This is a genomic window from Actinomyces marseillensis (assembly GCF_900155605.1).
GTDB classification, from domain to species: domain Bacteria; phylum Actinomycetota; class Actinomycetes; order Actinomycetales; family Actinomycetaceae; genus Pauljensenia; species Pauljensenia marseillensis.
Map to the genome: position 1 here is coordinate 1,989,402 of NZ_LT707420.1, position 14,521 is coordinate 2,003,922.

Genomic DNA, 14,521 nt, shown 5'->3' on the forward strand with positions numbered 1-14,521 from the left:
AGCCGATAATCACGCCTTCCCCGAGGGTCGCGTGACGGACGCGATCCCCAACCCGAGTTTCCTCAGGCTTGAGGGTCTGCTTGGGTGTGCTTGCACCGGTCGGACGCGAAACTGTCGTACGCGGGGCTGGTGTGCCGCGCGAGCCGCCGAGGCCTCGGCCCGCAAGCGGACCGCCGTCGCTACCCGCGCCGGAACTACCGCCGAAAACGTAACCACCGTCATCGTCTCGCCGTCGCGAGTACCCGTAGTCGCTTCCGTACCCGGAGCCTCCCGAATATCCGCCGTAACTCGAGCCGTAGCCCGATCCCGCGCCATAGCCGCCGCGCAGGCGTTCCATGGAAGTACTCGAGCGACGCACGTCAAGCAATTCAGCGGGAATATCATCCAAAAATCGCGAGGGCGGCATTTCTTGGGGCGCTCCCCACGCGCTTCGAACAGCGGCGCGCGTCAAGTACAGCTGCTTGCGAGCACGCGTGATGGCGACGTAGGCAAGGCGCCGTTCTTCCGCGAGTTCCTCGGGCTCACCCAGCGAACGCTGGTGCGGGAAGGTTCCATCCTCCATACCGGTGACAAAGACGACCGGGAATTCCAGGCCCTTCGCGGTGTGAACCGTCATGAGGGTCACCTGACCGCTTCCGCTTTCTTCCTCGGGAAGCTGGTCGGAGTCCGCGACCAAGGCAACGCGCTCGAGGAATCCCGCAAGCCCGACCTCGCCGCTGGTCGTTGCGAAGTCAAGTGCGACCGCATGCAATTCCGCAAGGTTTTCCACTCGCGAGGCATCCTGCGGATCCTGGGAGCGTCGCAGAGTCGCCAAGTACCCCGTGCGGTCAAGAACTTCTTCGAGGATCTCCGCAGCATTCGCACCTGCTTGTTCCGCGCGGCGCATGGCCTCGATCAATCCCCAAAAATCTGCGATTGCCGAGGCCGCGCGCGGACTGAGCCCAGCCACGCCGCCTCGCGCTTCCTCAGTTTCTTCCGCGGGAAGCTCCGCGAGAGTCAGGCCAGTGCCCTCTGCTTCCCCGAGGCCTCGGCCCTGAGAAATCCAGCAATCCCTAGCGGCCGCGCCCATAGAAATCCCATAGCGATCGCTGTGGGCAATGAGGTCAGCTTCAGCTTTCGGGCCGATTCCGCGGCGGGGAGTGTTCAGGACGCGACGCAATGCGACAGTGTCGTCGGGGTTCGAGATCACTTGAAGGTAAGCCAAGGCGTCTTTGATTTCTGCACGCTCGTAGAAGCGAGTGCCTCCAACGACTCGGTAGGGAATGCCTTGGCGGACCAGAAGTTCTTCGATTGCTCGTGATTGCGAGTTTGTCCGGTAGAAGACCGCGATATCAGCCCATCGGGTCCCGGCAGCACTGAGCTTTTCCATCTCTGAAACGATGAAACGTGCCTCGTCGCGATCTGAGTCTGCGGCGTCGACAGTGATCAGCGCGCCGTCCCCCGATGCCGTCCACAAATTCTTTGCGCGGCGACCCTCATTTCGAGCAATGACAGCATTGGCTGCGGACAAGATGTTCTGGGTCGAACGATAGTTTTGCTCGAGCAAAATGGTCCGTGCACCCGGAAAATCCCGCTCAAATTCTTCAATATTGCGAATCGTCGCACCGCGGAAGGCATAGATTGACTGGTCGGAGTCGCCGACAACCGTCAGCTGCCCGGGTTCTACTCCATCGTTCCCAGTGCCTACTAGTTCGCGCACCAACACGTACTGTGCATGGTTCGTGTCTTGGTACTCATCGACCAGGATGTGGCGGAAGCGCCGGTGGTAGTGCTCGGCGATCGCCGGATTGTCTTTGAGCAGTCGAACCGTGCGAGCAATGAGGTCGTCGAAATCTAGGGCGTTGGCCTGCGCAAGGCGCTTTTCGTATTCCTCATAGGCCGAGGCGACGACCCGTGAAATCGGGTCATTCGGCGCGACATCTCGGTATTCCTGCCAGGTGACGAGTTCATTCTTCAGGTCAGAAATGCGCGCGGCCACAAGCTTAGGAGTGAATCGTTTAATATCCACGTCCGCCGCTTTCAACACCATCTGGATGAGGCGCTGAGAATCCTGCGAATCATAAATACTGAAGGTCGATCGCAAACCTGCTGCGCGGTATTCCGCACGCAGCAATCGCACACACGCCGAGTGGAAAGTCGACACCCACATTCTGCGCGCCGCTCCCCCGCCCACCAGGGCCTCGACGCGCTCACGCATTTCGGCAGCCGCCTTATTGGTGAAGGTAATCGCCAAGATTTCACCCGCGCGGGCCTGGCCGGTCGCCAAAAGGTAAGCGATTCGATGCGTGAGGACGCGAGTCTTTCCCGAGCCCGCACCGGCCATGATCAGCAGCGGTACTCCGCGGTGCTCGACCGCCGCACGCTGTTGATCGTTGAGTCCCGCAAGCAAGTTTTCGGGATTTCTCTGCGGCGACGAGGCCGCTGCCCACGGCGCGCCGGCACTCAGGGGATCGCTATCCCTGCCGAGGCCTCGGCTATCGGCGACTGAACCCCAGTTTCCCGCCGCCTGCGAGGTTGGGTCGTAAAGGGGCAGGTCTTCCTGGGAATCGCCGTCGAAATCGAGGAAAGAACCGAGATTGGGAAGTGAGTGTTCCTGATCCATTTTCAGTGCTTGTGGTAGACGCCCTTGGTCGCGTGAACGGGCTCAGCGGTGACATTCATGCCGAGTTGGCGCAAAATCCCCTCATCAACGCTGCCCAGCAGAACCGAAGAGTGAACATCGCAGCCAGCCAGCTGCGACAGTTGCTTCAGAGCCAGAGCGGCGCGTTCATTGGAGCGCGCGGAACCTGCAAGAGCGATCAGGACCTCGTCAGTGTGGAGACGAGGATTGCGGCTGCCCAGGTGCTCGGTCTTGAGCTTTTGGATGGGCTCAATCTGTTCGGGGGCAAGGAGCTTCTCATCATCGTCAATACCTGCAAGAAGCTTCATCGCGTTCAAGAGCATCGCAGAGCAGGGACCCAGCAGGTCCGAGGTCTTTCCGGTGACAATTCGCCCGTCGGCCAGTTCCATTGCGGCCGCTGGGTAGCCGGTCTCTTGCGCGCGCTTCAGGGCGGGCGCGACAACGGGGCGGTCCTCGCTGGTCAGGTTCATTGCCGTCATCAGGCGCGCGGCACGCTCAGACTGAACGGGAGGAAGATCTTCTCGCGCTTCCAGGGCCAAAGCCTTGTACCAGCGGCGAATGATCTCCTGCTTGGAGGCTTCGCGGCAGGCCTCGTCATCGCTAATGCAAAAACCGGCCATATTGACGCCCATGTCGGTGGGCGACTGGTAGGGGGAAGTCCCCATGATCTTCTCGAGGAGTCGACGAAGGACCGGGAAGGCCTCGATATCGCGGTTGTAGTTGACCGTGGTTTCGCCGTGAGCCTTCAAGTGGAAGTGATCGATCATATTGACATCGTCCAGGTCCACGGTTGCCGCCTCGTAGGCGACGTTCACCGGGTGATCCAGGGGGAGGTTCCAGATCGGGAAGGTTTCGAACTTCGCGTATCCCGAGGTCAGTCCGCGCTTGTGATCATGGTAGAGCTGAGAGAGGCAGGTTGCGAGCTTGCCGGATCCAGGTCCGGGAGCGGTGACAATCACCAGCGGGCGAGTTGTATGGACGTATTCGTTACGGCCCAGCCCCTGATCGGAGACAATGAGGTCAATATTGTTCGGGTAGCCCTCGATGGGATAGTGGCGTGCGACGTTGATTCCACGGGCTTCAAGCTTGCGTTTGAAGGCGTGTGCCTGCTCATTAGAGTCGCTCCAACGGGTGATCACAACGTTGCCGACGTAGAGCCCGTATTCGCGGAACATATCGATGTGGCGGAAGACGTCGTCTTCGTAGGTGATTCCCAGGTCTTCACGCATCTTGCGGCGCTGGAAGTCCAGTGCGTTAACGGCGACGACAATTTCGGCCTCTTCAGCAAGCTCGGCCAGCATGACGATCTTGTTGTCGGGGGTGAAGCCGGGGAGCACGCGGGAAGCGTGCATATCGTCGACGAGTTTCCCGCCGAACTCTAGGTAAAGGGTTCCTCCGAACTGCTGACGGCGCTGCGCAATATGCTCGGATTGAAGGGCCAGATACTGATCGCGATTGAAACCAATCTTGTGCATGAACGCCACTCCCTGGGCATCGAGTTCTGGGGACTTCTCATGGTATCGCCGTTGACACTCAACTCCCACTGGAGCGCGCCAGAGCCGAGGTGAATTGCACCGCAACCCTAGATAATGTGTCTCTGCATGGCCCAGTGCGTGAGTTCGTTTCGATTGGAAAGCTGGAGCTTGCGAAGCACCGCAGACACGTGTGTCTCAACGGTTTTAATCGAAATAAAGAGCTCGGATGCGACCTCTTTGTAGGGGTAACCGCGAGCGATCAAACGCATCACTTCTTGCTCGCGCGCGGACAAAAGGTCCAGTTCATCGTCGTGGGCAGCAATCGGGGCATTCCCGCCACCGAAAGCATCAAGCACGAAACCCGCTAGGCGCGGCGAGAAAGCCGCATCCCCCGCTGCAACGCGGCCAATGGCCTCGACCAGTTCGGGGGTCGAAATTGACTTGGTGACGTAGCCGCGAGCACCCGCGCGGATGACCGAGACGACATCCTCGGGGGAATCCGAAACGGAGAGTGCAAGGAATCTCAACCCCTCAACATCCGCGCACGAGGCCGCAACTTCAGCGCCGCCACCGCCCATCCCTCCGGGGAGGTGAACGTCGAGGAGCGCGACATCGGGGTGGAGCGCATGGCAGGCGGCAATTGCGCCTTCGACGTCACTGGCCTCGCCAACGATTTCAAGGTCGGCGCCGCTGGATTCCAATTCACTACGCACTCCTGCGCGCACGAGTGCATGATCATCAATGACCAGAATCCGGATCGTCATGACGGTGTTCTCCTTCGTGAAGTGCGCTTATTCCAGTGTAGCTGCGGGCATGGAGAGGTGAACTTCTGTTCCACTGGGAAGATGGCGGATCGAGGCTTTCCCGCCTGCGCGTTCCATGCGGCCAATGATCGAGTTACGAACCCCGTGCCGGTCTTCGGGAATTTGCGAGAGATCAAAGCCGTCGCCACAGTCTTTGACGTAGATATCGGACCCGCCCGGCCCGACTTCCAGGTAGACACTCAAGGGCGGCTTCGCGTGGCGAATCGCGTTTGATACTGCTTCCGATGCGGCAGCGACCATCGCGAGTTCGCCGGGACCTGGACGCGTATCAGAAACGGTCACGACGCCCACTTCCACACCAAAGGTGGTTTCCAGGGCTGAGACGGCTTCGCGCAGGGCCTCGGCAAGAGAGTCCGCGGCTTCTTCGCGTCCGGTGTACAGCCACGAGCGCAACTCGCGCTCTTGCCCCAGCGCCAGAGCGCGCACTGACGTTGGATTATCAGCGTTATTGCGGATCAATGTGAGGGTCTGAAGGACGGAATCGTGCAGGTGCGCGGCCATATCCGCACGTTCGGCCTCGCGCTTTTCACGTTCTTTGCTGCGCGCACTGTCTTGGGAGGTACGCACCCACAAGGGGATAATGGCCACTCCCAAGGCAAGGATCAGGGAGGCACCCAAGATCGCACCTCGGGCAAGATCCCAGGGCGATTGTCCGCGGAAGAAGGCCAAGGCCAAGCCCGCGGCGACCAAGAGCATCCCCGCGAAAGTGATGAGGATAAACAGAGGACTCTTCCAGCTGTATGCGCGCGTGCTTTGGGTCCACACCGCGGAGATTCCGCCGATGACCAAAATCGCCGAGGCGATGTCGCGCAGGCCCGCAATCCCTGCAAAGAGCAGGTAGGCGATCGCGAGGGCGAGGCCGAGCGATCCGAGGCCCACCAGGAGCATGCGCAGATTGCGCTGTTGGCTTTCACGTCTGGCGATTTCTTCTGCCGAGGCCAGGGGCGAGTGCAGGCGGCCAGTCCCGCTTTGTTCGCCACCTGAGTCCTCGGGAACAGTGAGCCAGAGCCAGAGGTAGACGATAAGAGAGAGCCCGTAGGCGGGAAGTGCGATGAGAAAGGCGAAACGCACGACGCGCACTGAGATACCGAGCATCGAAGAGATTCCCGCGCACACGCCCCCAATCCAAGGAAGAGGCATATCCGTCGAGTGCGCACTGGAGCGTCGCAGGGCGCGCTGAGGCGGCACGATTTGAGGCGGGGTCCACTCGTACCCCGTCTGCCTGCCTTGAGGCGCATCGGTATTGTCCTGCAGGTGACTCACCCGTTTATCTTCACACGTTTTCTGCGATTCGGGGAAAGAGAAAGCGACAAATCGGGGATAGATCAGGGCATCCCCCTATATCTTCTTCGTGCATCTTTGGGCAGAGTTGAAGCATGGATAAAGGATTCATGAACACATTGCGATACTCCGGTTTCTTCCGTGGTGAGCCTCGCGTCATCGGCGGCGTGTGTCAAGGTCTGGCACAACGCTACGGATGGGACGTGAACTCGGTGCGGATCCTCATCGTTGTCCTCGCCTTCCTTTTCCCTGTTGTGTGCATTTTCTATGCATTCGCATGGGTCTTCTTGCCTGAGGCTCGCGATGGTCGAATCCATGTCGATGAAATGCTCAAGGGGCGTTTCGATATCGCGATCGTCGGCGCTGCCTTCATGGCGATCTTCGGCGGCGGTGCTTTGGGTATCACGACGGTCTTCTTCAGGGTGCCTTTCTTCCTCATGCTCCCCGCGGCCATCGTCATCATCGCCATCTTGCTTTCGAAATCAAATTGGACTTTCCAAGGAAACACCATGCCTCAATCAACTCCCGACTGGCGAACTCAAGGGGGCCCTGAGCAATTCCCGGGATCCCAGCCTTCGCCAGAGGCAGCCTCCACCACGTCCTCCCCTTTTAGCGCCTCATCTGCGGGCACCTATCCTCCTCCTGCCTCAGATGCTCCTGGCCCCCAGATGCAGGGGGATCAATGGAGGCAACAATGGAATGCCTCGAACGCGTCCTCGGGACACACAGTTCCGCAAAGTGCCGGAACGCGTTTTACTCCCTTCCCCACCCAAGCCCCGCTCCTTCCTCGCCGTCTTTCACGCGCAGCGGTCTTGAGCATCTACGGGCTGGTCATGTTGGTGCTCGCTGGAACCTTCTGGCTCATGTACCGCAATGGCCTAAAGACAACAAGTGCGGCTGACAGTTGGGTGCAAATCGGATTAATTGGCGGTGGCATCTGCCTTCTCATCGTCGGTTTTGCTCACCTGGTTGCAGCGATTCGCGACCGCTCCTCCGCAGCACTCAGCGCTCTATCAACCATCGGTATCTTCTTAGCTATCCCCGCAGGGCTGGGTGGAATTGGCTACGCGGCCGTCACCACTACAGACGGCTGGCACTGGGGAAATGTTTCAACGTCCAGTTACGATGCAACGTGGAAGTCTGACGAGATCGCTGGCCAAAACGGTTCTCAGGTCGTCGTTCTTGACTTGGATCTCACCCATGCGCCTGATGGGCTCACGAAGGATATCCACGTCCGCGGAAATCTCATCCCCTCTGCGAATATCCAAGCGCGTCAAGACCAGCCGGTACGGGTGGTCGCACAGAATCGTCCCCTGAGCGTCACTCTGGACATGAATGGAGATGCGGATTGGCAAGGATTCAATGATTCCACGCCAACAATCCTCAAGTCCCCGACCTGGAAAGAAGGCGAAGGAATCACGGTTTACCTCGATGCCCCACAGATCCTCAACGTGAACGTTGAGGAAACGGGGAGGTCCGCCAATCGCGATCCCTGGCCATCTGGAACGCCTTCACCTTCACCAGCGACGCCTTCACCAAGCGCATCAGCTGGGCAAGAGGCAAGCCCAACGCCTTCCGCTTCCCCTAACGCCTCTGAGTCCGCCGCAGGCGCGCACTGAAAGGATCCGACATGAGTGTCAACGACTTTGATCAGACCGTTCCCCTGCCCACGAACGGGGAAGAAACGACCCCGCTTCCCGTGGGAAATGATGCTCCCGAGGTCCCCCAGCCCGCCAGCGCCTCGGATGAGACCGCAACGCTTCCCTCCGGCCTTGTCCCCGAAACACGGGAACTTCCAGTGACCGAGGACGCGGCCCCCTCTTCCGCTGAACAATCCGAGGCCGACGCTGAAGTGTCTGACGCTCCTGCTGGTCCTCCCAGTGAGAGCGCGCCTCACGCATCTTCAGGCGCGTCTTCGACGTACACCAGCCCTCAGGCTGGGGCGAACGCCTCTTCTGCGGGCACTCCCCAGACCTCTCAAGGCGATGCGCCGACCGCTTGGACGAGTGCTGCTAGCGGGGCTGCGGCATGGGCAACAAGCACGGACCAAACACAGACACCACACTCAACGCCTCACTCAGGTGTTATTCCTCCCACCCGAGTCTGGTCTGCGGAGGAACTCAAGGAAGCGCCCTATCGCGGAGTACGCATCGGGCAGCTGGTGTGGGCATGCATCGTCATTTTCACCGGCGTTGTCCTCATCGCACTGGCCTTTGCGCGAATGATGGACTTCGCTCTGATCGCGATCTCCACCCTGGCTGTCTTGGGCGTTCTCCTCATGACAATTGCGGGAATTAGTTCGTTCACATCGCGAAAGAAGGGGGCAAGCAAGTAAGGACGAATGCCTGAAAAGGACTTCTCGACGCAAAGAGTTGGCGCCAAGCAGCGGAATACACCGTCTGCTTGGCGCCAACTCTTAGCCAAATCAGTGGCTCAACGAAGCCTTAAGTCACGCTCCGGTCACGTCATCGGGGCGAGACTCCGCGTAGCGCGCGAGTTCTTCTTCCACGATGGCCTCGTCAAGCTTTTGGAAGACCGGGGTCGGCTTCTCGATCGGGGTACCAACGACAATGTCGTGACGCTCCCAGGTGGGAACATTCGTGTAGTCGCCGGTAATGACCGGGTAGCCTGTACGACCAGCGAAATCGGCGGGAAGAACCTCGGGGTCCAACTCCTCAACTTCCTTGATGTAAGGCATGGGAGCAATCTCGCCCGCACCGCCCATGACGCAGTCAACGTCATTTGCTGCGTGGGGTAGGAAGGGCGAAAGCATGAGGTTAAGGTCAGCCACAGCCTGCGCCAGCGTCCACAGCACGGTCGCCAAACGCTCGCGCTCTTCGGGAGCCTTGAGCTTGAAAGGCTCGGTATCGGCAACGTACTTATTGGCCTCGCCAACCAGACGCATCGCAGCGGCAAGAGCAGCCTTCTGACGATGGTGACGGATCAGATCCCCGACCTCGTCAAAGCCTGCGGCAATAGCATCCAGCAGCGCGCGGTCGATCTCTTGGAGTTCACCCGGCGCGGGGATCTCGCCGAACTTCTTGTGGATCATCGACGCAGTGCGGTTCACCAGGTTGCCCCAACCGGCAACAAGCTCACCGTTCGTGCGGCGCACGAATTCCGCCCAGGTGAAGTCCGCATCAGAGGACTCAGGACCCGCAGCAGAAATAAAGTAACGCAGCGCGTCAGCCTGGTAGCGACTGAGCATGTCACGCACGTAGATGACGATGCCGTGAGAAGAAGAGAACTTCTTGCCCTCCATGGTGAGGAACTCTGAAGAGACAACCTCGGTGGGCAGGTTGAGCACACCAAGGTCACCGGGCTGGCCGCCCTTAGATCCTTGGCCGTTGTAACCCAGCAGCTCAGCAGGCCAGATCTGCGAGTGGAAGACGATGTTGTCCTTTCCCATGAAGTAGTAGGTCAGGGCTTCCGGATCATTCCACCACTGGCGCCACGCTTCGGGATCCCCCGTGCGGCGCGCCCATTCAATTGAAGCGCTCAGGTAGCCAATCACCGCGTCGAACCAGACGTAGAGGCGCTTACCGGGCTGGTCTTCCCAACCGGGGACCGGGATGCCCCAGTCAATATCGCGTGTCATTGCACGCGGGCGAATATCCTCAAGGAAGTTCTTCGAGAACTTGATGACGTTGGGACGCCATGTGCCCGAGCGGTCGCGGTCATCCAGCCACGCGGAAAGCGCGTCGGCCAGTGCGGGCAGATCCAAGAAGTAATGCGTGGACTCCACGAATTCGGGGGTCTCACCGTTGATTCGCGAATGAGGATTGATCAGATCTGTGGGATCAAGCTGGTTACCACAGTTATCGCACTGATCACCGCGAGCGCCTTCGGCACCACAAATCGGACAGGTGCCTTCGATGTAACGGTCGGGAAGAGTGCGTCCGGTCGAAGGCGAGATCGCCGCGCGGGTAACCTGTTCGATCATGTAACCGTTATCGCGGACAGTTCGGAACATGTCCTGGACGACGCGGTAGTGATTTCCAGCGGTCGTGCGTGTGAAAAGGTCATAGGACAGGCCCAGCTGGACCAAGTCTTCGACGATGAGTCGATTATTCTGGTCAGCCAGCTCGCGAGCACTGATTCCCGCGCCATCGGCGGCAACCAGAATGGGGGTTCCGTGCTCGTCAGTTCCGGACACCATCAGCACGTCGTGCCCGGCCATTCGCATGTAGCGAGAGAAGACATCGGAGGGGACTCCGAAACCGGCGACGTGACCAATATGGCGTGGACCGTTGGCATAAGGCCAAGCAACGGCAGACAAAATTCGACTCATGGTCCCCTAGTTTAATGCCTATTGGCGCTCGAGTCGTCTCTGCCCTATTCTCGAGGTATCTGCCGCTATATTTTCGGGAGGGTCCAATGCCCCGTGCGCTTGTCATTGTCGATGTTCAGCCTACTTTTTGCGAGGGAGGAGCTCTTCCTGTTGAGGGCGGAAACGCCTGTGCTCAGCGCGTAGCGGACTTTGTTGCCGCTCACGCCTCGGATTACGACTGCATCGTGACCTCGCAGGATTGGCACATCGATCCGGGTTCGCATTTCTCTGACAATCCCGATTTCGTTGACACGTGGCCCCCGCACGGCGTTGCGGGTACCGCCGAGGCTGAACTCCACCCCGCTCTTGCTGACCTCCATGCCGATGTGACGATCCACAAGGGCATGTACGAGGCCGCCTACTCTGCTTTCGACGGCGAGGACGTGGCAACGAAGCGCCCCTTGCTTGATCTTCTTCGAGACAAGGGCATTGATTCCTTAGACGTCGTTGGCCTTGCTCAATCCCACTGCGTGTGTGAAACCACGTTGGATGGCGTGAAGGATGGCTTTAAGGTGCGAGTCTTCACCGACTTGACCGAACCCGTCAGCCCCGAGCTGGGCGAGCTTGCCGCCGCACGTATGGCCGAGGCCGGAGTCGAGCTGGTCCCCTCTCAGGCTTGATTCGCCTAGCGCACTCCCCTAGTTCGTGCGGGCGAGTGCTGCCCGGTACAGCTCGTTCTTGCGTAATCCGGTCGCTTCTGCGACTTCCGCCGCAGCGTCCTTAAGCCGCATGCCTTCTGCCGCCAAGGCCAGCACGGCCTCGACGTGGTCGTCGGCATTGCCCTGCGCTCGCCCGGGAGCAATAACCAGGGTGATCTCCCCAAGGACCTCTCCTTCGGTGGCGTCTACCAGTTCCGCGAGGTTTCCACGAATCACCTCTTCATAGGTCTTTGTGAGTTCCCGGCATAGCGCTCCCTCGCGCTCCGCGCCGAAAACTTCAGCCATAAGAATCAGCGTCTCGTGAACCCGCTTCGGGGATTCAAAAAAGATCAGGGTGTGTGGGTCGGCGGCAAGCGCCTTCAGGTAGCGCGTCGCTTCCCCCGTCTTGCGCGGGAGGAACCCCTCAAAAGCAAAGCGGTCGGAAGGAAGCCCTGAAACCGCGAGCGCAGTGACCGGCGCGGAGGGACCGGGGAGGGCACTGACGTGAACTCCAGCGGCAGTGGCCTCGTGAACGAGGCGGAACCCGGGGTCTGAGACGGTGGGCATTCCCGCGTCGGAGACCATGACGACGCGTGCGCCCGCCCGCGCTTGTTCGACGACTGCCGAGGCCTTAGCGGATTCGTTGTGGTCGTGGAGGCTGATGAGTTTCGCGCTCAGGTGGATTCCCATTCTCGAGGCCAGGGCAAGAAGGCGGCGTGTATCTTCTGCGGCGATGATGTCGGCTTGCTCGAGGGCTGGGGCCAGACGCGAAGAGGCATCGCGTACGTCACCGATTGGGGTTGCTGCTAGAAGAATCGAGGCGGGGGCCTGAATAAAATCCTGGTCTTCACTCACGGACCAATCGTCCCACCTTTGGGTGTACTACTCCAGTTGAGGGTGGGCATCGGTAGACTGAACTGGTGAACGACGAAACTCTTTCCAATTCAGATAACCCTGGGGCCGAGGCGACAGCTGGCGACGCGCAGACAGAAGAGCTCGCACAGCGTGAAGATGACGTCTGCGCTCCTCCCAAGGCCGTGGCTCAGGAAGAGCCTGAATCCGACGCTGATGCGAACGCTGCAGATGCCGGGACGACGGTTGATGGAAACGATGAGGAGCCTGCCTCGGAGAGCGGGGAAGAGTCTGCAGATATTGAGTCTTCCGAAGAATTCAGCGAGGCTGAGGCGCGCAAGTGGAAGCCCGTCGTTATCCCCCGCTGGGCACAGCTGCCCATGTCTGCGCGTGCGGGTTGGATCGCTACCTGGGTGACGACGATTCTTGCCGCTTTTATTCGTCTTCCGGGACTTGGAACTATCCGAACGCTCATTTTCGACGAGACCTACTACGTCAAGGACGCCTACTCGCAAATCGCTTTGGGATATGAGGGAAGTTGGGCGAAAGATACCGATCCCGCGTTTATTTCAGGCGATTTTTCGGGACTTTCTGCCGAGGGTGGTTACGTCGTTCACCCTTCGGTTGGTAAGTGGCTGATTGGTCTGGGGATGCGGGCATTTGGTCCGACGAATCCTGTTGGTTGGCGCATCAGCGCGGCGATCGCAGGTATCATTTTGGTCTTCTTGACTGCCCGTATTGCACAGCACCTGTTCCGTTCCCCTGCTATTACTGCACTTGCTGGATTCTTCATGGCTACCGATGGCATCGCGATTGTTTTGTCGCGAACGGGCCTGTTGGACGTCTTTTTAGCAATGTTCGCCGCAGCGGCTTTCTTGGCGGTGCTGAAAGATCAAGAGATTACTCATCCGCGATTGGTCTCACGGCTCTCCGAATGGACGCCTGATCCCGATGATCCCAAGAGAATTGGACCTCACGCAGGTTCACGTTGGTGGCTCCTCGCAGCCGGTATTTTGAGTGGCTTGGCGATGTCGGTCAAGTGGTCGGGCCTCTATGTCCTGGCTGTTCTCGGTTTGTTTGTTGCGGTCCGCGACTGGATGACTCGCAGGCGAATGGGTCATCCGCGGGCTTTTTCTGCAACGCTCATCAACGACACTTCAGTCGCTTTCTTGGCAATGGTTCCTCCGGCGATCATTACCTATATCGCCTCGTGGTTCGGCTGGTTTGCTCATTGGAATGCGTATGGTCACCGCAATCACGGCATTGCCGGAGCCTTCCAAGACTTGTGGGATTACCACGTGGGAATGTTCAAGTTCCACACTGGGCTGACGACGCCTCACACCTATCAGGCGCACCCGGCGCAGTGGTTCGTCCAGGCACGTCCGACGTCTTTTGCGTGGGACAAGGTCGCATCTGGTGCCTGCGATAAGTCCGACTGCGTCCACGCGGTTTTAGCTTTGGGCAATCCGCTTCTGTGGTGGGTCGGGGCCGTCGCCTTCTTTATCCTTCTCTTTGTGACACTGCGAGATCGCAACTGGCGCACCGGATTCGTTGTCTGTGGATACCTCGCTCTCTACTTCCCTTGGTATCTCAACGCGAACCGAACGATCTTCAACTTTTACACGATCGCATTCGTCCCCTTCGTGTGTTTAAGCGTTGCCTGGCTCCTTGGCTATATGTTGGATCAGGCCCGCACGTGGGTTGATCCCGACCGCATGTATGACTCTGATTCGCTTGAACCCGGCGATTACCGCTGGATGGGCGCCGATGTCCGTATCCGCCAGGGCTGGGCGCTAGGAGCTCTGGTAATTACCGCACTGATCACCGCTTCCGCGGTATTCTTCATGCCGCTATGGCGAGGAGATCTCATCTCGTACAACTTCTGGCACTTCCACATGTGGTTCCCAACATGGATCTAAAGTGATCTGTCGGCGTTGGTAGATGCCATTGTGCCCGCGAACTGCCGTTCGCGGGCACTTCTCATTCCATCGCTGAAAGCGCATCACGGCACTTGTTTGGCCAACACACATCGTCTGCTCGGGCCGTTGGCAGCAACCTAGCTGAGCGCCCCAGTGCCGCTTACAGTGCCTATGTCTCTGTAGCTACGAAACGTATGCTTGCGCTCATACGTACATCGTGCCTCAAAGTGAGCAGCAATAGCTCAACCTGGGGAATCTCAGGTGTGACTGATGTTTCCTGGGGAGATGAGGCTCGTCGTATTTCCGCACGACGAGGTTGCCTACTTTGTCCCCACTAAGCGGCTGCGATCAGTTGAATAGCCGCGGGCGGCTAGCGGTAGCACGGCCGGTGTCGTGTTGTGGGTATGACAAAGCGGTGGGGTCTTGGAACATTTTGTTCCAAGACCCCACCGCGTAAGTGTGTTGTGGCGGTGTCCTACTCTCCCACACCCTCCCAGGTGCAGTACCATCGGCGCTTGCGGGCTTAGCTTCCAGGTTCGGAATGGATGCTGGGCGTTTCCCCGCGGCTATGACCACCACAAG

10 protein-coding genes and 1 rRNA gene are annotated in these 14,521 nt (G+C 59.3%); 4 read left to right on the forward strand and 7 right to left on the reverse strand.

The annotated features are described in order from the left end of the window. From BQ8011_RS08775 to BQ8011_RS08790, 4 genes are all read right to left on the reverse strand, one after another. Window positions 1-2,602, reverse strand: a 2,602-nt coding sequence (locus BQ8011_RS08775) for an ATP-dependent helicase (RefSeq protein WP_077209680.1), incomplete at its 3' end; no start/stop codon positions are given. A gap of 2 nt (window positions 2,603-2,604) precedes the next feature. Next, the gene (locus BQ8011_RS08780) at window positions 2,605-4,095 is read right to left on the reverse strand and encodes a DUF1846 domain-containing protein (RefSeq protein WP_072456412.1); all 1,491 of its coding nucleotides are present in this window, start codon (window positions 4,093-4,095) and stop codon (window positions 2,605-2,607) included. 107 nt (window positions 4,096-4,202) lie between these two features. Continuing rightward, complete coding sequence (locus tag BQ8011_RS08785; protein ID WP_072456414.1) at window positions 4,203-4,859, reverse strand: LuxR C-terminal-related transcriptional regulator; 657 nt, start codon at window positions 4,857-4,859, stop codon at window positions 4,203-4,205. A gap of 27 nt (window positions 4,860-4,886) precedes the next feature. Further along, on the reverse strand, window positions 4,887-6,182 hold the full coding sequence (locus tag BQ8011_RS08790) for an ATP-binding protein (protein WP_231945313.1): 1,296 nt from the start codon (window positions 6,180-6,182) through the stop codon (window positions 4,887-4,889). 128 nt (window positions 6,183-6,310) lie between these two features. On the opposite strand from BQ8011_RS08790, the gene BQ8011_RS08795 reads away from it, so the two are divergent. Both BQ8011_RS08795 and BQ8011_RS08800 read left to right on the forward strand, forming a co-directional pair. Then, window positions 6,311-7,819, forward strand: a complete 1,509-nt coding sequence (locus tag BQ8011_RS08795) for a PspC domain-containing protein (RefSeq protein ID WP_083430009.1) — start codon at window positions 6,311-6,313, stop codon at window positions 7,817-7,819. An 11-nt stretch (window positions 7,820-7,830) separates the two neighbouring features. Then, window positions 7,831-8,535, forward strand: a complete 705-nt coding sequence (locus BQ8011_RS08800) for a RodZ family helix-turn-helix domain-containing protein (protein WP_072456418.1) — start codon at window positions 7,831-7,833, stop codon at window positions 8,533-8,535. A gap of 114 nt (window positions 8,536-8,649) precedes the next feature. Here BQ8011_RS08800 and metG read toward each other — a convergent pair whose 3' ends face one another. Next, window positions 8,650-10,491 (reverse strand): methionine--tRNA ligase, encoded by a 1,842-nt coding sequence (gene metG / locus BQ8011_RS08805; RefSeq protein WP_072456420.1) that lies wholly within the window; start codon window positions 10,489-10,491, stop codon window positions 8,650-8,652. Between the two features lie 86 nt (window positions 10,492-10,577). Between metG and BQ8011_RS08810 the strand changes: the two genes are divergently transcribed. Continuing rightward, a complete protein-coding gene (locus BQ8011_RS08810; protein WP_072456422.1) occupies window positions 10,578-11,150 on the forward strand; it encodes an isochorismatase family protein in 573 nt (190 codons plus the stop codon). Window positions 11,151-11,168: 18 nt separating this feature from the next. Here the strand turns inward: BQ8011_RS08810 and rsmI are convergent, their stop codons facing one another. Beyond that, window positions 11,169-12,023, reverse strand: a complete 855-nt coding sequence (gene rsmI / locus BQ8011_RS08815) for a 16S rRNA (cytidine(1402)-2'-O)-methyltransferase (protein WP_072456424.1) — start codon at window positions 12,021-12,023, stop codon at window positions 11,169-11,171. Between the two features lie 65 nt (window positions 12,024-12,088). Between rsmI and BQ8011_RS08820 the strand changes: the two genes are divergently transcribed. Then, on the forward strand, window positions 12,089-13,939 hold the full coding sequence (locus BQ8011_RS08820) for a dolichyl-phosphate-mannose--protein mannosyltransferase (protein WP_072456426.1): 1,851 nt from the start codon (window positions 12,089-12,091) through the stop codon (window positions 13,937-13,939). Window positions 13,940-14,401: 462 nt separating this feature from the next. On the opposite strand, the gene rrf is transcribed toward BQ8011_RS08820, so the two are convergent. Then, a 5S ribosomal RNA gene (gene rrf / locus BQ8011_RS08825) occupies window positions 14,402-14,519 on the reverse strand. Window positions 14,520-14,521 lie beyond the last annotated feature (2 nt).